Source organism: Azospirillum sp., from assembly GCF_050789165.1.
This window is the reverse complement of sequence record NZ_JBOZRT010000083.1, coordinates 52,445-72,882: the sequence shown is the minus strand read 5'-3', so window position 1 is coordinate 72,882 and position 20,438 is coordinate 52,445. Positions and strand designations below refer to the sequence as shown.

The window sequence follows — 20,438 nt, the reverse complement described above, 5'->3', positions numbered from 1 at the left end:
CCACCGCGCAGCGGGGGAGGGATGGGGAGGGGGCAAAAGAAGCTCACCCCGCCGTCGTCCCCGCCCCCGACGCCCCCCGCAGCCGCTCCAGCAGCGTCTTGGTGGCGAACCCGTCCGGCACCGCGCCGATGCTCTTCTGGAAGCGGCGCACCGCGTTGCGGGTGTTCGCCCCGACGATGCCGTCCGCGGTGCCCGGCTCGAAGCCCAGGGTGGCGAGGCGTTCCTGCAGCTCGATGCGCTCGTCGCGGCTCAGCGCCGGTTCCTGGCGCGGCCAGGAGGCCTGGACGCCGGGCCGCCCGCCCATGCGGTCGGCCAGCAGCGCCACCGCCAGCGCGTAGCTGGTGGACGGGTTGTACTTCATGATGGCGCGGAAGTTCTCGCGCACCAGGAAGGCCGGCCCGCTCGCCCCCGCCAGCAGCAGCACCGAAGCGTTGCCGTCGCCCGCCAGCTCCGCGCCGTCCAGCGGCCGCACGCCGAGGCGCCGCCATTCCGACACCGGCTTGGACACCGTCAGCTCCGCCTGCTCATACGGGAAGTCGGCGGGCAGCGTCACCTCCTCGCCCCAGCGCTCGCCGGTGCGCCAGCCGTTGGCCAGCACGAACTTGGCGGTGGAGGCGAAGACGTCCGGCAGGCTGCCCCAGATGTCGCGCCGGCCGTCGCCGTCCTCGTCGATGGCGTGCTTGAGGAAGATGGTCGGCATGAACTGCGTCATGCCCATGGCGCCGGCCCAGGAGCCGCTCATACGCTCCGGCGCGATGTCGCCGCTGTCGAGGATCTTCAGCGCCGCCAGCAGTTCGGTGCGGAAATACGTGGCGCGGCGGCCCTTGTAGGCCAGCGTGGTCAGCGCATCGACCACCGGGAAGCCGCCGGTCTCGCGCCCGAAGTCGGTCTCGATGCCCCAGAACGCCACCAGGATCTCCGGCGGCACGCCGGCGCGCGCGGAGATGCGCTTCAGCAGCGCGCCGTTCTGCTGGATCTTCTCCCGCCCGTTGCGCACGCGCAGGTCGGACACCGCGCTGTCCAGGTACTGCCAGGGCTGGCGGGCGAACTCCGGCTGGCTGGAGTCCAGCTCGATGACGCGGTCGCGCAGCTGCACGCGGGCGAAGGCGCGGTCGAAGGTGGCCGGGCGGATGCCCTGGCCCAGTGCCTCGGTGCGCAGGCCGGCCAGCCAGTCCTGGAAGCTCAGCGGCTGCTGCGCGGACGGCGCGGCGATGACCGTGTCGGCCGCGGTGGCGGTGGTGACCGGAGTCGCGTTGGTGGTCTGGCAGCCGGCCAGGAGCGCGGCGGCGAACAGGGCGCGGAAGGAATGCTTCATGGAGAAAAAACACGCTGGGCAGGGGACCGGAAGGGATGCCCGCGCAAGGTAGGCGCGCACGCCGCCGGGCTCAACCGCGAAAGCGTCCGGAGCGTTGAAAATCCTCAGGGAAATCCGTGAACAAAACTTGAACGGAATGGGCTGAAACCCCATATCTAGAGCCGTTCCGAAACGATCCGAAAGACACGCTGGGGCGGCCCGCAAGCCGGCCCCGGGAGGAGACCCATGCCGTACTTTCCCACCATCGAGCTGACGCCGCAGGTGTCCATGCTGCTGGCGCGCGGCGCCCTGCAGCTGAACCCCGGCCAGTGGGTGCGGGGGGAGAAGGGCCGCGGCCGCTACCTGCGCACCGACCCGCGCACGGGCGTCAGCTACATCAGCTGGGTGCGCCCGGGCGACGACTGGAGGGCGGCCGCCGACCGCTTCCACCGCGCCTGCCGCAAGGGCTTCATCGGCAAGTACCGCCCGCTCTACGAGGCCGAGAAGGCGCGCCGCGAGATGGCGCGCCAACTCGCCGAGTTGAACAGCCAGGAGGCGGAACCGGAACTGGCGTTCTGAACCGGCCCGCTGTTACCCACGGTTACAAAGGGCGGAGCCAGCGGAAACGAAGCGGTTACACGGCGGCGCTAGGGTGGAGGCATGATCTCAACGCATAACGCGAGCCCCTAGCCATGTCCGCCGCCCTCCGCACCGTGTCCCGTACCATCGTCACGCCGGTGACCATCGTCCTGTTCGTCGTCTCGACCGTCACCGGCGTCATGCTGCTTCTGCGCTGGCAGGCCGGGCTGGTGCGCTTCTCGCACGAGTGGCTGAGCATCGGCTTCTCCGCCATCGCGGTCTGGCATCTGGTGCGCAACTGGACCGCCTTCCTCCAGTATTTCCGGCGCAACCTGGCCCTGGGGGCGTTCGCCGTCAGCCTGATCGCCTCGGTGGTCATCACCGGGATGACCGGAGCCCCCTCGTCGAACGCCAACCCCGGCGCGATCTTCCGCGCTCTGTCCGCGTCCACCCTGGAGACGGCGGCTCCGGCGCTGGGCCTGACGCCCACGGCCGCCATCCAGACGCTGAAGACCGCGAACATCGACGCCGCGGCCAGCGAGACGCTCACCCAGATCGGCGCCCGGGCCGGCATGAACGGGGCCGGGGTCGCCTCGCTCCTGGTGACCAGGCAGCGCCGCTCCTAGGAAAGCCGGGGCGGAACTCCGACCCTGCGGCCCCCGTTGGCCCTTCGGAAGGGCAGGGAGGGGCAGGATTGGAGAGTTCAAAGCCCGTCTTCATCGGCACCGCCGGGTGGAGCGTCCCGAAGGCCGTCGCCGACCGTTTCCCCGGCGTCGGCACGCATCTGGAGCGCTACGCCCGCACGCTGCCCTGCGTGGAGATCAACAGCTCCTTCTACCGCCCGCACAAGCCGGAGACCTACGCGCGCTGGGCGGCCTCGACGCCGCCCGGCTTCCGTTTCGCCGTCAAGGTGCCGAAGGCGATCACCCACGTCCGGCGCCTGAACAACGCCGCCGACCTGCTGGACCGCTTCCTGGGCGAGGCGGGGGAACTGGGCGACCGGCTCGGGCCGCTGCTGGTGCAGCTGCCGCCGACCGGCCGCTTCGACCCGGAGGTGGCGTCGGCCTTCTTCGAGGAGCTGCGCGCCCGCTTCGACGGCGACGTGGTGTGCGAGCCGCGCCACGCCTCCTGGTTCACCGGCCCGGCCGAGCGGCTGCTGGTGGAGCACCGCGTCACCCGCGTCGCCGCCGACCCGGCCCCGGTTCCGGACGCGGCGGAACCGGGCGGCTGGGACGGGCTGCTGTACTGGCGCCTGCACGGCGCGCCGGAGATCTACCATTCCCCGTACCCGCCCGCCGAACTGGAGCGCGTCGCCGCCACCCTGGCCGTCGAGGCGGCGCGCCAGCCGGCGTGGTGCATCTTCGACAACACCGCGCTCGGCCACGCCACGGCCGACGCGCTGGACGTGCTCTCCCGGCTGGCGGCCAGGCTGGCGGCCAGGCTGACGGGTTGACAGCGGGGGCGTGCCCGCGCTCCCATGTTGGCCAACCAAACAAATAGCCCGGGAGCACCAGCGCATGGCCACCGCCCATCCCATCGACCCGCAGGGGGAACGCGGCTTCACCGTCGAGGCCTCGTCCATGAAGTTCGGGCCGGGCATGCTGGCCGAGCTGGGCATGGACGCGCGGAACCTGCGCCTGCAGCGCGTGGCGCTGTTCACCGACCCGCACGTGGCGGACACCGAACCGGTCCGCCACGCCCTCGACTCGCTGAAGCGCGAGGGGGTGGACGCGGTGGTCTACGACCGCTGCCGGGTCGAGCCGACCAGCGCCTCGTTCCTGGAGGCCGCCGACTTCGCCCGCGACGGCAAGTTCGACGGCTTCATCTCCATCGGCGGCGGCTCGGTGATCGACACGGCCAAGGCGGCCAACCTCTACGCCACGCACCCCGCCGACTTCCTAGCCTACGTCAACAAGCCGCTGGGCGAGGGACGCCCGGTGCCCGGACCGGTGAAGCCGCACATCGCGTGCCCCACCACCTGCGGCACCGGCAGCGAGACCACCGGCGTGGCGATCTTCGACCACGTCGAGATGAAGGTGAAGACCGGCATCTCGTCCAAGTTCCTGCGACCGACCATGTCGGTGGTGGACCCGACGACCACCTACAGCCTGCCGCCCGGCGTGGTGGCGGCGACCGGCTTCGACGTGCTGACGCACGCCATCGAATCGCACACCGCGCGCCCCTATCGCAGCCGCCCGCGCCCGGCCACCAGCGCCGAGCGCCCGCCCTACCAGGGCGCCAACCCCTGGTCGGACATGGGCAGCCTGCAGGCGATCCGCCTCGGCGGCCTGTACCTGGAGCGTGCCGTGAACGACCCGGACGACCATGAGGCGCGCGACGGCCTGATGTGGGGCGCCACGCTGGCCGGCCTGGCCTTCGGCAACGCCGGGGTGCACATCCCGCACGCCATGTCCTATTCGGTGGCCGGCATGAACCACAGCTTCGTGGCGAGTGGTTACGAGAAGGCCGACCCGATGGTGCCGCACGGCATCTCGGTGGTCCTCAACGCCCCGGCGGCCTTCCGCTTCACCGGCCCGTCCGCCGCCGAGGCGCACCGCCGCGCCGCCGAGGCGCTGGGCGCCGACGTGCGCGCCGCCGCCCCCGACGAGGCCGGCGCCGTCCTCGCCGACCGGCTGGTCGAACTGATGCGTGCGACCCACCTGCCGAACGGGCTGTCGGCGCTGGGCTACGGTTCAGACGACATACCCGGTTTGGTCAGGGGCGCCATGGCGCAGCAGCGCCTGCTCTCCATCGCGCCGTGTCCGGTGAGCGAAGACGACCTGCGCGGGCTGTACGCCGACGCCATGGCGTACTGGTAAACCGCCCTTCCGCATGGGACGCCGCGCACCCATCCGGCCGGTGCGCGGAACCCGCGGTCATTCCCCTCGTTTCCTCGGCAAATGCCGCGAAACCCCGCGGCTCTACGCGCGAGGTGGAGGGGCGATGACGGGCATGGGCAAGGGCGGCAAGGTCCGGGTGGCGGTCGTCGGCGTCGGCAACTGCGCCTCGGCCCTGGTGCAGGGCGTTCAGCACTACCGCGCAGCACCCGACGACGCCGAGGTGCCGGGGCTGATGCACGTCCGTCTCGGCGGCTACCACGTCGGCGACGTGACCTTCGCCGCCGCCTTCGACGTCGCCGCCTCCAAGGTCGGGCGCGACCTGTCGGAGGCGGTGTTCGCCGCGCCCAACAACACGCTGCGCTTCGCCGAGGTGCCGCACCAGGGCGTGCCGGTGCACCGCGGGCCGACGCTGGACGGGTTCGGCAAGTACCTCACCGGCTTCGTCGAGGAGTCCTCGGCCGAGGCGGAGGACGTGACGGCGATCCTCAAGCGCACGCGCACCGACGTGGTGGTCTCCTACCTGCCGGTCGGCTCGGAGCAGGCGACGCGCTGGTACGCCGAGCGCGCGCTGGAGGCGGGGTGCGGCTTCGTCAACTGCATCCCGGTGTTCATCGCGTCGGACGAGGGCTGGGCGCGGCGCTTCGCCGAGAGGGGGCTGCCCATCGTCGGCGACGACATCAAGTCCCAGGTCGGCGCCACCATCGTGCACCGCGTGCTGGCCAACCTGATGCGCGAGCGCGGCGTGCGGCTGGATCGCACCTATCAGCTGAACTTCGGCGGCAACACCGACTTCCTCAACATGCTGGAGCGCGAGCGGCTGGAGTCCAAGAAGATATCCAAGACGCAGGCGGTCACCAGCCAGGTCGGCCACGATCTGCCCAAGGGCGACTGCCACATCGGGCCGAGCGACCACGTGCCCTGGCTCGACGACCGCAAGTGGGCGCACATCCGCCTGGAGGCCACGGCCTTCGGCGGCGCGCCGATGAGCATCGACCTGAAGCTCGAGGTGTGGGACAGCCCGAACTCCGCCGGCGTGGTGATCGACGCGGTGCGCTGCGCCAAGCTGGCGCTCGACCGCGGCATCGGCGGGCCGCTGGAGGGGCCGTCCTCGTACTTCATGAAGTCGCCGCCGGTGCAGTTCACCGACGCCGAGGCGCGGCTGCGCACCGAGCGCTTCATCGAGTCCGGCGACCCCTGCTAGGCGGATGACCTCCATCCACCTCATCCGCCACACCGACCATGACTGGGTCGCGCGGGGGCTCGCCGGGCGCATGCCGGTGCCGCTGAACGCCGACGGCGTCCGGCAGGCCGAGGCGCTGGGCCGCTGGTACGCCGGCCGGCGGGTGGACGGCGTGTGGTCCAGCCCGCTGCCGCGCACCCGCCAGACCGCCGAGCCCATCGCCCGCCCGCACGGCCTGACGGTGCAGGCCGCCGACGCGCTGCTGGAGGTGGACTTCGGCGCCTGGGAGGGCCGGGACTTCGCCGACCTGGAGAACGACCCGGCGTGGCGGCGCTGGAACGGGTCGCGGGGCCGGGCGCGGGCGCCGGGCGGCGAGACCATCGCCGCGGTGCAGGCGCGGATGTGCGGCTTCATCAACGACCTGTGCGACCGCGACCCGGAGGGGACCCATGCGCTGGTCAGCCACGGCGACCCGATCCGCGCGGCTCTCGCCTACTACCTTGGTGTGCCCATCGATCTTTTTCTTCGGCTGGAGGTCTATCCCGGCTCCGTGAGCGTTCTTTCTATCGACGGTTGGGGTCCGCGGGTCGAGCGGGTCAACCTGACCATCGGGGACGGAGGCATCGCGGCGTCGCCATGAAAATCGTCATCTTCGGACTCACCATCAGCTCCTCCTGGGGCAACGGCCACGCCACGCTGTGGCGCGGCATGGTCAAGGCGCTGGTGCATCGGGGGCACCGGGTGGTGTTCTTCGAGCGCGACGTGCCCTACTACGCCGAGCACCGCGACTGCTGGGAGATTCCCGGCTGCGACCTGGTGCTCTATCCGGACTGGGACGGCATCGCCAGGCACGCCGAGGCGCAGGTCGCCGACGCCGACGTGGCGATGGTCACCTCCTACTGCCCGGACGGGGTGGCGGCGTCGGACCTCGTGCTGGGCTCCAAGGCGCAGCGCAAGGTCTTCTACGACCTCGACACGCCGGTGACCCTGGCGCGGCTGTCGGCCGGCGAGCGGCCGGCCTACCTGCCGCCGGACGGGCTTGGCGGTTTCGACCTCGTGCTCAGCTACACCGGCGGGCAGGCGCTGACCGAGCTGCGCGAGCGCCTCGGCGCCAGGGTGGCGCTGCCGCTGTACGGCTGGGTGGATCCGGAGGTGCACCGGCCGGTGCCGATGGTCGAGAGCTACATGTCCGACCTGTCCTACCTCGGCACCTACGCCGAGGACCGTCAGGAGACGCTGGAGCTCCTGTTCCTCGAACCGGCGCGCCGGCTGCCGCGGCGGCGCTTCCTCATCGGCGGTGCGCAGTACCCGCACGACTTCCCGTGGACGCCCAACCTGTTCTTCGTCCGCCACCTGCCGCCCTCCGAGCACCCGGCCTTCTTCTGCTCCTCGCGCTTCACGTTGAACGTCACGCGCGGCGCCATGAAGCGCATGGGCTGGTGCCCGTCCGGCCGGCTGTTCGAGGCGGCGGCCTGCGGCGTGCCGATCATCTCCGACCATTTCGACGGGCTCGACGGCTTCTTCGAGCCGGGCCACGAGATCCTGGTGGCGCGCGAGACCGACGACGTGACCACGGCGCTGGCCCTGCCGCGCGCCCACGTCGAGCAGATGGCCCGCCGGGCGCGCGAGCGCACGCTGGCCGAGCACACCGCCGACCGCCGCGTCACCGACCTGCGCAACGCGCTGGAAGCCGCCGGCACGCGGGCGGGGGGGATGTGAGTGCACGCGTCGTTTGCCCCCTCCCTAACCCTCCCCCGCTGCGCGGTGGAGGGAACTCCGCCGCTCTGCCCCCTCCACCGCAACGCTCTCGCGCAAGCGAAGCTTGCGCTGACGCGGCAGGCGGATCCTTTGGATCCGCCGAGAGCGGGGAAGGGATGGGGAGGGGGCAAATGCAGCCGAAGAATGGCGGGAGGCACGTGACATGTGGGGCATCATACCGGCGGCCGGCAGCGGCACGCGCATCCAGCCGCTCGCCTTCTCCAAGGAACTGCTGCCGGTCGGCAGCCGGTTCGACGGCGGCACCGAACGGCCGCGGGCGGTCAGCGAGTACCTCGTCGACCGCATGGTGAGGGGCGGCGCCGACAAGATCGCCTTCGTCATCGCGCCGGGGAAGTTCGACATCCTGCAGTACTACGGCGACCATTACGGCGACGCCGCCATGGCCTACGTGGTGCAGCCGCGCCCGGGGGGGCTGTGCGACGCTCTGTTCCGCGCGCTGCACCTCGTCCACCCGAGCGAGCCGGTGATGATCGGCCTGCCCGACACGGTGTGGTTCCCCGAGGACGCGCTGGCCGCGCTGCCCGACGACCGGCTCTCCTTCCTGCTGTTCCCAGTGGAGCAGCCGCAGGTCTTCGACGCCGTGGTGACCGACGGGCACGACCGCGTGCTGGAGATCCAGGTCAAGAGCCCGCACGCCTCCACCAACTGGATCTGGGGCGCCTTCAAGATGCCGGGCGCGGTGTTCCACGACCTGCACCGCCTGTGGCTCGAGCGCGGGCGGCAGGACGAGTACATGGGCACCCTGGTCAACGCCTGGATCGCCCGGGGCGGCGATGCGGTCGGGGTGCGCGCCGGCACCTCGTACGTGGACGTCGGCACGGTGCGCGGCTACCGGGCGGCCATCGGCCTGCTCAGCAACGCCTTATCCGAAGCGGCGGAATGACAGCGAAGGAGACCGACATCGTGAGTTCCGACCTCGCTCCCGATCAGATCGAGCGGCGCGTCCGCGAGCTTGGCCAGTGGTTCCACAACCTCGACCTCAAGGGCGTGCAGACCGCGCCCGACCATTTCCTGGGCGACTACCCGCGCATCAAGTGGCAGCGCTTCGCCCACGCCATCCCGGCCGACCTGACCGGCCGGTCGGTGCTGGACATCGGCTGCAACGGCGGCTTCTACGCGCTTGAGATGAAGCGGCGCGGCGCCGAGCGGGTGGTGGCGGTGGACTACGACGACGCCTACCTCGCCCAGGCGAAGTTCGCCGCCGAGGTGATGGGCGCGGACATCGAATTCGCCAAGCTGTCCGTCTACGACGTGGCGGCGCTGAAGGAGAGGTTCGACCTCGTCATCTTCATGGGGGTGCTCTACCACCTGCGCCATCCCCTGCTGGCGCTCGACCTCATCCGCGAGCATGTCGCGGGCGACCTCCTGCTCTTCCAGTCCATGCTGCGCGGCACGCAGGAGGTGGAGCCGGTGGAACCCGATTATCCCTTCAGCGCGGCGGAGCACTTCGAACGCCCGGGTTACCCGCGGATGGCTTTTATTGAAAATAAATATTGCGGCGACGAAACAAACTGGTGGGTCCCGAACCGGGCCTGCGCCGAGGCGATGCTGCGCTCGGCCGGGTTCCAGGTGATTGACCACCCGGAGGAGGAGGTCTTCGTCTGCCGTGTCGGCGAACGCTCGCACTGGGCGGCGCCGGTCTATCCGACGCGTGGGGCTTGAGGAGGGGGCGGGGGAATGATCGAAGCGGTGATGCTCTGGAACGAGCCGAACAACAAGTCCCACTGGGACTTCCCGATCGATCCGGAGTGGGTCCAGTTCGCCGAGATGATCAAGTGCGCGGCCGACGCCATCCGCGAGGCCAACCCGGACCTGCCGCAGGTGCTCGGCGGCATCTCGCCCATCGACCCGGCGTTCATTGAGAACATGAAGCGCCAGGGCGTGCTGGACAAGCTCGACGCCGTGGCGGTGCACGGCTTCCCGCTGGACTGGAACCACTGGCAGCTGAAGGACTGGCCGGACAAGCTGAAGGAGATCCAGGCGGTCACCGACCTGCCGCTGTGGGTGTCGGAGGTCGGCGTCTCCACCTTCGGCGCGGAGGAGGTGCAGGTCTTCGGCGTGCAGCGCACCGCCGAGCTGCTGAAGGGGCGCGCCCCGCGCGTCCACTGGTACAGCCTGTTCGACCTGCCCCGCGCCTGGCCGGCGACGACCCGGCACAAGGAGGCCGAGGGCTCCTCCTACTACCGGCACTTCTACATGGGCCTGATCCGCGAGGACGGCACGCCGAAGCCGGCGCTGGACGAGTTCCGCAAGCACACGCCCGATCTGGGGCTCTGCCAGTGGTTCCACTTCCAGGACCACCGCCTGGACGAGGGCGTGCGCTGGATGAAGGACCTGGGCGTCACCTACCTGCGCACCGGCCTGAGCTGGGCCGACTATTACCGCGAGGGGGCGCTGGACTGGTTCGACCGGCAGATGGAGGCGCTGGCCGACTTCGACGTCACCGTCACCTTCTGCTTCACGCCCGAGCACATGGGGATCGAGCCGCACCACACCAGCCCGCCCAAGGCCAAGGAGGACTTCGCGGAATTCTGCGCCGAGATGGTGCGCCGCTATGCCCCGGCGCGGGCGCCGGCGTTGTCTCCCGCCGTGGCGCGGTGAGTCATGACGCTCACCGTTCTCAACGTCGCGTCGCCCTTCGCTCCGGTCGGCCATGAGGGGGCCGACGGGGCGGAGGCGGCGGTGGCGGCCCTCGACGCGGCGCTGGTCCGCGCGGGGCATCGCTCGCTGGTGATCGGCCCGGACGGCTCGCGCGTGGCCGGGGAGCTGATCGCGCTGCCGCCGGTGCGCGGCTCCCTGGACGACGGGGCGCGCGCCGCGGTGAACCGCCGGGTGCGCGCCATGGTCGCCGACGCCGTCGGCCGCACGCCGGTCGATCTGGTGCACCTGCACGGCGCCGACTTCCACGACCACCTGCCGCCGGCCGGCGTGCCGGTGCTGGCGACGCTGCATCGGCCGCTCGACGCCTATCCGCCCGCCGCGCTGAGCCCGGCGCGCCCGGCGACGTGGCTGCACGGCGTGTCGGCGGCGCAGCGGCCGCCCGCCGGCGTGCATCTTCTGCCGCCGCTGGAGCCCGGCGTGGCGGTGGACCGGCTGGCGATCCGCGTGCCGAAGCGGCGCTTCGCCGTGGCGCTCGGCCGGGTGACGCCGGGCTCCGGGCTGCATCGGGCGCTCGACGCCGCGGCCATGGCCGAGATGCAGATCCTGCTGGCCGGCGAGCTGCGTTCGCTGCCGGAGAACCAGGACTATTTCCGCGCCGAGATCCAGCCCCGCCTGGACGGCCGGCGCCGCTACCTGGGCGTCATCGGCTTCGCGCGCAAGCGCTGGCTGCTCGGCTCCGCCCGCTGCCTGCTGGCGCCGGGCGGGGATGGGGAGATCGGCGCGGTGGCGGCGCAGGAGGCGCTGGCTTGCGGCACCCCGGTGGTGGGGTTCGCGGATGGGCCGCTGGCCGGCGTGATCGAGCCGGGGGTGACCGGGTTCCTGGTGAAGGACGTGCCGGAGATGGCCGAGGCGATCGCCGCCGCCGAACGCCTCGACCCCGACGCCTGCCGCGCCGCCGCCCGCAGCCGCCATTCCGAGGAGCGCATGGCGGCGCGGTACCTGGCGCTGTACGAGCAGCTGGCGGTGGGGGAGGCGCGGGCGGCGGGGGTGGCGTAGGTTGGGTTTTACACCTTGGGAGACCTTTTGGACGTCATCCCCGCCTTCGCGCTACGGTATGCACACATGTTGCGGTGCGGGACTTTAGCCAGGTCAACAACTTAGCCGTCATCCCCGCGAAGGCGGGGATCCATAACTCCCTAAGCGTGCGACTGTGGAACTTATGGATCCCCGCCTTCGCGGGGATGACGGAAAATCTTCTATATTTCCAGCGGCTTACCGCTCCGCAATATGTGTGCATACCGTAGCGCCTTCGCGGGGATGACGGAAGCACTCTGAGTTTTCAAGGAAAGCCTCACCCCAGAATCTTCCCCATCGCCACATGGTCGGCGAAGCGCCCGTCGATGAGGGCGTAGCGCCGGCACACCGCCTCCTCCTGGAAGCCGCACGCGGCGTAGAAGCGCCGTGCCCGCAGGTTGGGGCCGAGCACCCACAGCGAGAGCCGGTGCGCGCCGCGTCCGCGCGCCCACGCCTCGGCCGCCGCCATCAGGCGCTTGCCGACACCGCTCGCCCAGTATTCCTGCCGCACCGCCATGCCGAGGCTGGCCTCGTGCGCGGTGCGCTGCGAGCCGCCGAACCACACCGAGACGGTGCCGGCCAGTTCCGCCCCGACCGCCGCCCCGACCGCAGCCACGATGGTCGTGCGCTGCGGGTCCAGCCCCTGCCCGGCGAGGAAGCGCCGCGCCGCGATGACCGTGGTCAGCCCCTCGTCCGCGGTGCGCAGCAGGAACGGGGTCTCCCGCCGCACCGCCTGATCGTAGGCGGTGTAGGCCGCGGCGTCGCCGGTCTGCGCCTCGCGCACCGTCAGGCCGGCGAGTTCCGCCGCCGGGAGCGAGTCCAGCAACAGCGGCCCCCACTCCGGCACCTCGGTCGGGCCGAGATCCTTCGCCATCACGATCTCGTCGCAGAAGGTTCCGCCGAAGCACAGGGATTCGCGCAGCCGCCCCTCGTCCCGGTAGCCCAGGCGGCGGTACAGCGCGTGCGCCCGCCGGTTGGGCGCGGCCACCGTCAGCTCCAGCCGGTGCAGGCCGCGGCTGCGCGCCCAGGCCTCGGCCTCGGCCAGCAGCCGGGTGCCGGCGCCGCGCCCCTGCTGGCGCGGCAGCACGCCGAGCGCCACCGTCGCCACGCCGCAGTTCCTTTGGAAGCGCCCGCCGGTGGCGATCAGCGCGCCGGCCGGGCGGCCGTCCACCGCCGCCACCAGCACCACGTTGAGGCCGGGCGCCAGGAACGCCGCGAGGTCCTCCGCCGGGTTGGCGCCGGCGTGCCAGGACGGCCGCTCGCCGGCGGCGTGCAGCGTGTAGGGGGACGCGGCGTTCACCGCCTCCGTCAGGGCGAGCAGGGCGCGCGCCTCGTCGGGGCGGGCGGGGTGGATGGCGATCGCGGCGGGCATGCGCCCATTACACCCGCAGGGCAGGGCGGACGCAAAGCGCGTTGTCGGGGGACCACCGTCCGGCTATCGTCCGGCCCGAAAAATCAGGGAGAGACACAGCATGCCCACCGTCACCATCCGCCCGGCCGTGGAGGCCGACGCCGCGGCCATCCTCGGCTTTGTCAAGGAGCTGGCGGAGTTCGAGCGCGAGCCGCACGCGGTGAAGGCCACCGTGGACGACGTGCGCCGCGACGGCTGGGGGCCGGACGCGGTGTTCGAGGCGCTGATGGCCGAGCTGGACGGCGTGCCGGTCGGCTTCGCGCTGACCTTCCGCAACTACTCGACCTGGGAAGGCCGCGCCGGCCTGTTCGTCGAGGACCTGTACGTGCAGCCGCACGCCCGCAAGTTCGGCGTCGGCCGCACGCTGCTGGCCGCGGTGGCGCGGCGCGCCGTCGAGCGCGGCTGCAAGCGGGTGGACCTCAGCGTGCTGAACTGGAACCCGGCGCGCGGCTTCTACGACCGCATCGGCTTCAAGCAGATGGAGGAATGGCTGCCGTACCGCCTGACGGGGGACGCGCTGCACGCGCTGGCGGAGGAGGCCTGACGGCCCGGCCTCCGGCGGATCGGGCGGAAGGGGGCGCTGTAACCGCTGAACCATCCAGAGGAAGCGGTGCCGCGCCCACCGCATCGCTTCCCGGCGATCACGCCGCCTCTTCGAGGGCCGGCATCTCGACCAGACGGGCGTAGCCGTCGCGCTCGTCGCGCAGGGTCAGCAGCAGGTCGCCAAGGCTGTCGCGGACGAACGCATCGTCCTGGGTACCCAGCTTGTCCTTGGTAATCCGAATGAACTCATCCAAAAGCGCCATGTGGGTCAGAGAAGCGGACTGAACGCGGCGGTTAGCGGAAGAGTAGGCCATCGGGAAGCTCCATCGGTGGGTGTGCGTCGATGAAGCCATTAAGCGGCCAGAACAGTTAACGACTTACTAACAAGCCTAGGCGGCGGGTCGTATCTTGGGAATTACTCCGCTGAGCAAAGTCGTATATTGGACGATTACTCGTAGGTGGTAATACTATGCGATCTATGCCGCCTCTTCCAGGCGCTCCATAGCGCGCAGCCACGCCCGGCCGACCAGCGGTTGGGTGAGGGATTCCAAGGATTCCGGCTCGCACAGGTCGGGGTCCGGCCCCTCCATCAGCATCATGCCCTCGCCGCCGGGGCCGAGGATGGTCCAGCCGCGCGCCAGCATCTCCGCCACCCGGTTGCGCGCGATGTAGGCCTTAACGGTTTCCGTGACGGTGTCCGCAGCGAACGAGCCCATGGCAGCCTCCGGCGTTAACAACCTTCACCCGAACTGTGCCGAAGTTCTCGGAACGTTTCAAGAACAATGTTCGTGCTCCCTTGCCGGGGTCCCTGTATCGGGCAAGATAGAAGCCCGGAACGCCAGCCACCGGGAACGCCAGCCATGCCAGCCCCGAACACGCGCATCGAGACGGACTCCTTCGGTCCCATCGAGGTGCCGGCCGACCGTTACTGGGGGGCGCAGACGCAGCGTTCGCTGCAGAACTTCCGCATCGGCGGGGAACGCATGCCGCCGCCGCTGGTCCGCGCGCTGGGCATCCAGAAGAAGGCGGCGGCGCAGGCCAACATGGTGCTGGGTGCGCTCGACCCGACACTCGGCCGCGCCATCGGCGACGCGGCGGAGGAGGTGGTGGACGGCACGCTGCTCGACCACTTCCCGCTGGTGGTCTGGCAGACCGGCTCCGGCACCCAGACCAACATGAACGCCAACGAGGTGATCTCCAACCGCGCCATCGAGATGCTGGGCGGCGAGAAGGGCTCGAAGACGCCGATCCATCCGAACGACCACGTCAACATGGGGCAGTCGTCCAACGACAGCTTCCCCACCGCCATGCACATCGCCGCGGTCGAGCAGATCCACCACGAGCTGATCCCGGCGCTGGAGCACATGGCCGGCGTGCTGGAGAACAAGGTCCGCGCCTTCGCCGACATCGTGAAGATCGGCCGCACCCACCTGCAGGACGCCACGCCGCTGACGCTGGGGCAGGAGTTCTCCGGCTACGCCGCGCAGGTGCGCTTCGGCATCGAGCGGCTGCGCGCCTGCCTGCCGCGGCTGTACCAGCTGGCACAGGGCGGCACCGCGGTCGGCACCGGGCTGAACGCGCGGAAGGGCTTCGCCGAGGAGTTCGCGCGGCAGGTCGCCGACATCACCGGCCTGCCGTTCGTCCCCGCCGCCAACACGTTCGAGGCGCTGGCGACCCACGACGCGCTGGTCGAGGCGCACGGCATGCTGAACACCATCGCCGTTTCCTTCATGAAGATCGCCAACGACATCCGCCTCCTGGGCTCCGGCCCGCGCTGCGGCATCGGCGAGCTGGTGCTGCCGGAGAACGAGCCCGGCTCCTCCATCATGCCCGGCAAGGTCAACCCGACGCAGTCCGAGGCGATGACCATGGTCGCCGCCCAGGTCATGGGCAACCACACCGCGGTGACGGTGGCCGGCGCCACGGGGCATTTCGAGCTGAACGTCTTCAAGCCGGTGATCGCCTACAACGTGCTGCAGTCGATCCGCCTGCTGGCCGACGCGGCGGTGAGCTTCACCGACAACGCGCTCCTCGGCATCGAGCCGAACCGCGAGCGCATCACGAAGCTGATGAACGACAGCCTGATGCTGGTCACCGCGCTCAACCCGCACATCGGCTACGACAACGCCGCGAAGATCGCCAAGAAGGCGCACAAGGAGGGCACGACGCTGAAAGAGGCCGGCGTGGCGCTGGGCCTGCTGACCGAGGAGCAGTTCGACCAGTGGGTCCGGCCGGAGACGATGATCGGGCCGCGGTGATGTGGTAGACGGGGGCATGAAGAAGCGCTCCGTCCTCATCGCCGGCCACCCCACCAGCGTCTCGCTGGAGGAGGAGTTCTGGGACGCCCTGAAGGCCGAGGCCGCGGCGCGCGGCGTCTCGGTCAACGCGTTGATCGAGGAGATCGACGCCGGGCGCACCGGCAACCTGTCCAGCGCCATCCGCGTCTTCATCCTGACCGCGCTGCAACGCCGCCTTGCCGCCGGGGCGTGAGCGGTCTACACCCGGGGCGTTGCCGCTTCACAGAGGGCGCCCGTGCCGTCCGACGCCACCCCGCTCGACCTCATCGCTTTCGTCTGGCTCCTCGGCGCCTGGACCGCCTTCACCCTGGTGCAGGACTACCTGCTGGAGGGCCGGGTCGCCGTCAACCAGCACCTGACGCTGATCCGCAGCGTCTGGATGGAGCGCATGCTGGAGCGCGACAACCGCATCATGGATTCGCAGCTGGTCGGCCACACCATGAACAGCTGCACCTTCTTCGCCTCCACCACCATGCTGGTGCTGGCCGGCCTCGTCGGCTCCTTCGGCGCCATCGAGCGGGTGCACGAGATCATGGGCGGGCTGTCCTTCACCGTCCGCACCTCGCGCGAGCTGCTGGAGCTGAAGGTGCTGGTGCTGATGGGCATCTTCGTCTTCGGCTTCTTCAAGTTCACCTGGGCGCTGCGCCAGTACAACTACTGTTGCGCGCTGCTCGGCTCGGCGCCGCTGCCGCCGGTGCCAGAGGCGGAGCGCAAGACCATGGCCCGCAACATCGCCGCCGCCATGACGCTGGCGGTGAAGGCGTTCAACGGCGGCCTGCGCTCCTATTACTTCGCGCTGGCGGCGCTGGCGTGGTTCATCCACCCCGGCGTTCTGATCGCGGCAACCGCCTTCGTGCTGGTGGTCCTGATCCGCCGGCAGGCCTTCTCGCGGACCGAGCGCGTCATCTCCGCCCAGGCCGACGCGCTGGAGCGCGGTGTGACAAAACAATAACGCATACGAATAATCCGCTATACCACCTTTTCGTCCTTCCCCGCAGCGCCCATAGTCCCTTTCCTAAGGGTCCAGGACGTTCCAGCGGGGAAGACAGCATGAGCCTTGAGGAGTTTCGCCCGACCGCCGCCCCGGTCGCGGCGCCGGCCGCCGCCGGCTTCCCGCGCGCCGACGAGGTGCGCACCGTCGATGCGGCGCGGGTGGCCGGCTGGCTGGGGGCGGGGTGGGCCGACATGCGCGCGGCCGGCTGGGTCAGCCCGGCCTACGGCGCCATGTTCGTGGCCATCGGCTTCGCGCTCACCGCGGGCCTGACCATGCTGGACATGGCCTACCTGATTGCGCCGATGATCGGCGCCTTCCTGCTGGTGTCGCCGCTGCTGACGCTGGGGCTCTACCAAGTGTCGAAGGATGTGGAGGAGGGGCGGCGGCCCAGCTTCTGGCGGGCGCTGTGCGCGTGGCGGGCCAACCCGTACCACATCCTCACCGCCGGCCTCGTGCTGATGCTGTTCATGATGATCTGGGTGCGGCTCAACGTCATCGCCTTTGCGCTGTTCTTCCCCTATGTGTCGATGAGCTTCGCCAGCCTGCTGGAGCAGACCTTCACGCTGCAGGGGATGTTCTTCACGGCGTTCGTCACGTGCCTGGGCTTCGCCTTCGCCAGCGTCGCCTTCGTCACCAACGTGACCGCGCTGCCGATGATGCTCGACCGGCCGGAGGACATCTTCAGCGCCGCGCTGGTGTCGATCATCGCGGTGGTGAAGAACCCGCGGGTGATGGCGCTGTGGGCGGCGCTGATCGTGCTGGTGACCGGCATCGGCATGGCCACGGCCTTCGTCGGCCTCGCCGTCGCGCTGCCGCTGATCGGGCACGCCAGCTGGCACGCCTACCGCGATCTGGTGATCCGGCCGGACGCGGCGGCCTAAGCGTACAGGCTCATGATGATGCTGGTGGCGGAGTCCGCGGTGGCGCCGCCCAGCAGGCTGGTGCGCCAGTCGGTGGACGCGCCGGTGTCCGGGTTGGCGATGTCGTACTGCGTCAGGTAGCGCTTGATGAAGGCGTCGCGGTACTTGGAATCGTTGAGCTTGGTGACGTCCAGGCGGCTGGTGATCGCCGCCGCCTGGGTCTCCACCGGCTGCACGGCGATCTGCTGCGGCAGGCCGAGCGTCGACGTCACCACGTCGCGCAGGATGGCGTCGCCGAGGATGTTGTAGACCGACGAGGTCGCGCTGGTGATGTACTTCTCGAAATAGCGGGCCTTGCGGACGGCGATGTTCTCGGTGCCGATGGAGGTCTCGAACTTCGCCTGCTTGTAGGCGGCGATCAGCGCGTCCTGGGTGGACGACTGCTTCAGCGTGTCGACGCCGGTCTCGGCGAGTTGCAGCGTCTCCGCCGCCTGGGCGTAGCGCTTGTCGCTCAGGCGGTTCATCACCGCGTTGCTGTCGCTCACCTTCTCGGTGAGGATGCGGCGCATCTTGCCGGCGTACTGCTCCTCGCCGGCGAGGTTGGTGGCGGTGGCGAGGAACGACAGCAGCTTGTAGTCCTTGAACAGCTCGTCGACGCTGCCCGCCTTGGCCACCGCCTTCTTGAAGTAGTCGATGTCCTTCTGGATGTTGGACGTCTTCTCGAAGGTGGTCTGCAAGGTGGCGCTGCTGGTTGCGTACTTCTGGTACGTGATGATCGACGAGACGGACATGACGGGGTGCCCCGGTTCGAGGGGCACGGGAGAATGCCCCTTCACCGGGTTGGACGGGATTGGCCGGGGGCTCCTGCGCTGGTGGCGTGGATTTTTTGTGGGGGCAACAGGATTCACACGGATTTCACGGATTTACGGCACGGATTACACGGATCTTTTATTCGTGCCTCAGCAACGGCTTGCGGGGCATGCCGGGGCGGGACACGAGAAAAAGAAAATCCGTGTAATCCGTGCCGTAAATCCGTGAAATCCGTGTCTCCCGGGTTGCCCGCAAGGATCAGGCACGCTCAGGATTTCCAGAGCACCGCGCCGCCTTTGCGCGCCATCTTCGACCAGTCCTTGGCGAAGTAGGCGAAGTCGCGGCTCGGGCGGCCGAACAGGTAGCCCTGGCCGAGCGTCACCCGCAGCTCGTTCAGCAGCCGGGCGTGGTCCGGCTCCTCGACCTGTTCGCCGATGAGGGTGAGGTCGAGCTGGTGGCAGACGTCCACCATGGAGCGCAGCATCGCCATGTCGCGCGGGTTGCCGGCGGCGCCGCGCACGAACTTGCCGTCGATCTTGGCGTAGTCCACCTGCAGCCCGTACAGCGACTGGAACGAGGTTGACCCGGCGCCGACGTCGTCCAGGCAGATGCGGAATCCGGCGGAGCGCAGCTTCTGCAGCACGTCGTTCAGCCGGCCGATGTCGGAGACCACCACCGTCTCCGTCACCTCCAGCAGCAGCTTCTTCGCCAGATCGCCGTAGGGCTCGGTCACCGCCTGGAACTGGCGCAGGAACAGCGGGCTCATCAGCGTCTTGGCCGACAGGTTGATCGCCACGTCGGGCAGCTTGGGCTCCAGATGGTAGGCTTTCAGCGTGTCCAGCACCGACTGCGTCAGCAGCAGGTCGAAGTCGTAGATCAGCCCGACGTCCTCGGCGAAGGTGATGAAGTCGGCGGGCGACGGCATGCCCTCCAGCCGCGTCAGCGCCTCCAGGTGGTGGACGTCGCCGGTCTCCAGCTCGACGATGGGCTGGTAGACGACGAAGAAGTCGCGCTTCTCGATGGTCGCCCGCGCCCGGCCGATGCGGTCCACCGCGTCGGACAGCATGCGCTGCGCGCCGTCCTCCAGCGAGGCGATGGTGAACTCGCCGCCCTGCGCCGACACGAAGGCCTGCACCGTGTAGACCAGCGCCCGCGCCGCGTCGGCGGCGTCGAGCTGGGAGTCGGCCATGTCCAGCGACCAGCTGCGGATGCCGCCCTGCAGGTCGCCGCCGGCCTCCTTGATGATGCCGGCGATGTGCGTCTGAACCTCGTCGCCGTCCACGTCCGCCGTGTGCACGATGCCGAAGCGGTCGGCGCCGAGCTGCCCGGCGCTGTCGCCGTCCGCCGAGATGCCGCGCAGGTAGGCGTCGATGCCCTGCCGCACCTCGGCCGCGGCGCCCTCGGGCATGGTGTCCACCATGCTCTGCAGGCCTTCGATCAGCAGCAGCGTCAGGCCGTTGTCCAGGCCCTTCTCGCGCGCCTGGACGATGCGGTCCTCGAGAATGGCGGTGAAGGTGTGGTTGTCCAGCAGCTGTCCGGCGGCGCCGGGGCCGATCGACGGCGCCTCGTGGCGGGGGCCGGAGGCCAGCAGCACGGTCAGGAACAGCGACCCCGGGCAGGACTCCAGCCGGCAGCCGCCGAGCAGGGCGGGGAAGCGGTGCCCGTCGAAGCCCTGGAACACCACGCGCGCCGGCTTGATGCGGGCCTTCTCGACGATGCGGTTGAGCAGCACGTCGAGGTACTTGCGGTCGGTCGGCGCCACATGCGCGTGCAGGCTGCTGCCGACCAGCGAACCGACGTCGTCCGGCGTCAGGCGGCAGCGCGCGCCGGCGGCGAACAGGATGGTCCCCTTGGGATCGGTCTCGATCAGAAGGTCGGCGGCGGCGAAGGCGAAGCCGACGAAACGGTCGCGGTTGGTCGGCGGCGGGCGGGCGGTGGCCGGCGCGGGCTTGGCGGCGCGACGCTCCACGCCACGCGGCGGGGCGGCGGCGGCCGGGGCGCCCGGCTGGAGGGGCAGTGCATCCGCGTTTTGCGCCATGAAGCTCTTAATTTAAATAAAAGTTGATCAAGTATGCGCAATGTTGGCGCAGAGCGTACCGTCGATATTCATTTTATGAAAGTCCAAAGAATCGCCGAAGTCCGCGGCCGATTGGTCGCGGGCTTCGGCGTCTGGTCA

22 protein-coding genes are annotated in these 20,438 nt (G+C 70.1%); 16 read left to right on the top strand and 6 right to left on the bottom strand.

Annotated elements, in window-relative coordinates; translation table 11 throughout:
• Positions 1-43 precede the first annotated feature (43 nt).
• Positions 44-1,315: a lytic murein transglycosylase gene (locus ACRWK7_RS18485; protein ID WP_431857753.1), complete on the bottom strand. Its 1,272-nt coding sequence runs from the start codon at positions 1,313-1,315 to the stop codon at positions 44-46.
• A 225-nt stretch (positions 1,316-1,540) separates the two neighbouring features.
• Here ACRWK7_RS18485 and ACRWK7_RS18480 point away from each other — a divergent pair, with 225 nt between their 5' ends.
• From ACRWK7_RS18480 to ACRWK7_RS18430, 11 genes are all read left to right on the top strand, one after another.
• Positions 1,541-1,873: a hypothetical protein gene (locus tag ACRWK7_RS18480; RefSeq protein WP_431857752.1), complete on the top strand. Its 333-nt coding sequence runs from the start codon at positions 1,541-1,543 to the stop codon at positions 1,871-1,873.
• Between the two features lie 113 nt (positions 1,874-1,986).
• Positions 1,987-2,499, top strand: a complete 513-nt coding sequence (locus ACRWK7_RS18475; RefSeq protein ID WP_431857751.1) for a DUF4405 domain-containing protein — start codon at positions 1,987-1,989, stop codon at positions 2,497-2,499.
• Positions 2,500-2,567: 68 nt separating this feature from the next.
• Positions 2,568-3,326, top strand: a complete 759-nt coding sequence (locus ACRWK7_RS18470) for a DUF72 domain-containing protein (RefSeq protein WP_431857750.1) — start codon at positions 2,568-2,570, stop codon at positions 3,324-3,326.
• Between the two features lie 64 nt (positions 3,327-3,390).
• Complete coding sequence (locus ACRWK7_RS18465; RefSeq protein ID WP_431857749.1) at positions 3,391-4,692, top strand: hydroxyacid-oxoacid transhydrogenase; 1,302 nt, start codon at positions 3,391-3,393, stop codon at positions 4,690-4,692.
• Between the two features lie 124 nt (positions 4,693-4,816).
• On the top strand, positions 4,817-5,914 hold the full coding sequence (locus tag ACRWK7_RS18460; RefSeq protein ID WP_431857748.1) for an inositol-3-phosphate synthase: 1,098 nt from the start codon (positions 4,817-4,819) through the stop codon (positions 5,912-5,914).
• A gap of 4 nt (positions 5,915-5,918) precedes the next feature.
• A complete protein-coding gene (locus ACRWK7_RS18455; RefSeq protein ID WP_431857747.1) occupies positions 5,919-6,533 on the top strand; it encodes a histidine phosphatase family protein in 615 nt (204 codons plus the stop codon).
• Entirely contained in the window at positions 6,530-7,612 is a 1,083-nt protein-coding gene (locus ACRWK7_RS18450; RefSeq protein WP_431857746.1) for a CgeB family protein, read from the top strand. Before ACRWK7_RS18455 ends, ACRWK7_RS18450 begins: the two co-directional genes overlap by 4 nt.
• 202 nt (positions 7,613-7,814) lie before the next feature.
• Positions 7,815-8,555: a sugar phosphate nucleotidyltransferase gene (locus ACRWK7_RS18445; protein WP_431857745.1), complete on the top strand. Its 741-nt coding sequence runs from the start codon at positions 7,815-7,817 to the stop codon at positions 8,553-8,555.
• 20 nt (positions 8,556-8,575) lie between these two features.
• Positions 8,576-9,334, top strand: a complete 759-nt coding sequence (locus ACRWK7_RS18440; protein ID WP_431857744.1) for a TIGR04290 family methyltransferase — start codon at positions 8,576-8,578, stop codon at positions 9,332-9,334.
• A 15-nt stretch (positions 9,335-9,349) separates the two neighbouring features.
• Entirely contained in the window at positions 9,350-10,273 is a 924-nt protein-coding gene (locus ACRWK7_RS18435; RefSeq protein WP_431857743.1) for a beta-xylosidase, read from the top strand.
• Positions 10,274-10,276: 3 nt separating this feature from the next.
• Complete coding sequence (locus tag ACRWK7_RS18430; protein WP_431857742.1) at positions 10,277-11,329, top strand: glycosyltransferase; 1,053 nt, start codon at positions 10,277-10,279, stop codon at positions 11,327-11,329.
• A gap of 295 nt (positions 11,330-11,624) precedes the next feature.
• Here the strand turns inward: ACRWK7_RS18430 and ACRWK7_RS18425 are convergent, their stop codons facing one another.
• Positions 11,625-12,719, bottom strand: a complete 1,095-nt coding sequence (locus ACRWK7_RS18425) for an N-acetyltransferase family protein (RefSeq protein WP_431857741.1) — start codon at positions 12,717-12,719, stop codon at positions 11,625-11,627.
• A 100-nt stretch (positions 12,720-12,819) separates the two neighbouring features.
• On the opposite strand from ACRWK7_RS18425, the gene ACRWK7_RS18420 reads away from it, so the two are divergent.
• Positions 12,820-13,302 carry an N-acetyltransferase family protein gene (locus ACRWK7_RS18420; protein WP_431857740.1) on the top strand — a complete coding sequence of 161 codons (483 nt, stop codon included), beginning with the start codon at positions 12,820-12,822 and terminating at the stop codon, positions 13,300-13,302.
• Between the two features lie 97 nt (positions 13,303-13,399).
• On the opposite strand, the gene ACRWK7_RS18415 is transcribed toward ACRWK7_RS18420, so the two are convergent.
• A complete protein-coding gene (locus ACRWK7_RS18415) occupies positions 13,400-13,615 on the bottom strand; it encodes a hypothetical protein (protein WP_431857739.1) in 216 nt (71 codons plus the stop codon).
• A 162-nt stretch (positions 13,616-13,777) separates the two neighbouring features.
• Complete coding sequence (locus ACRWK7_RS18410; RefSeq protein WP_431857738.1) at positions 13,778-14,017, bottom strand: hypothetical protein; 240 nt, start codon at positions 14,015-14,017, stop codon at positions 13,778-13,780.
• A gap of 144 nt (positions 14,018-14,161) precedes the next feature.
• On the opposite strand from ACRWK7_RS18410, the gene fumC reads away from it, so the two are divergent.
• The 4 genes from fumC (at position 14,162) to ACRWK7_RS18390 (ending at position 17,473) form a co-directional block, all read left to right on the top strand.
• Positions 14,162-15,559, top strand: a complete 1,398-nt coding sequence (gene fumC / locus ACRWK7_RS18405; RefSeq protein WP_431857737.1) for a class II fumarate hydratase — start codon at positions 14,162-14,164, stop codon at positions 15,557-15,559.
• A 16-nt stretch (positions 15,560-15,575) separates the two neighbouring features.
• A complete protein-coding gene (locus tag ACRWK7_RS18400; protein WP_431857736.1) occupies positions 15,576-15,791 on the top strand; it encodes a ribbon-helix-helix domain-containing protein in 216 nt (71 codons plus the stop codon).
• Between the two features lie 42 nt (positions 15,792-15,833).
• Positions 15,834-16,550 carry a DUF599 domain-containing protein gene (locus tag ACRWK7_RS18395; protein ID WP_431857735.1) on the top strand — a complete coding sequence of 239 codons (717 nt, stop codon included), beginning with the start codon at positions 15,834-15,836 and terminating at the stop codon, positions 16,548-16,550.
• A 98-nt stretch (positions 16,551-16,648) separates the two neighbouring features.
• Positions 16,649-17,473 carry a DUF2189 domain-containing protein gene (locus tag ACRWK7_RS18390; RefSeq protein WP_431857734.1) on the top strand — a complete coding sequence of 275 codons (825 nt, stop codon included), beginning with the start codon at positions 16,649-16,651 and terminating at the stop codon, positions 17,471-17,473.
• On the opposite strand, the gene ACRWK7_RS18385 is transcribed toward ACRWK7_RS18390, so the two are convergent.
• Positions 17,470-18,270 carry a DUF1217 domain-containing protein gene (locus ACRWK7_RS18385; RefSeq protein WP_431857733.1) on the bottom strand — a complete coding sequence of 267 codons (801 nt, stop codon included), beginning with the start codon at positions 18,268-18,270 and terminating at the stop codon, positions 17,470-17,472. The genes ACRWK7_RS18390 and ACRWK7_RS18385 overlap by 4 nt on opposite strands.
• A gap of 260 nt (positions 18,271-18,530) precedes the next feature.
• A complete protein-coding gene (locus ACRWK7_RS18380) occupies positions 18,531-20,300 on the bottom strand; it encodes an EAL domain-containing protein (RefSeq protein ID WP_431857732.1) in 1,770 nt (589 codons plus the stop codon).
• Between the last annotated feature and the right edge of the window lie 138 nt (positions 20,301-20,438).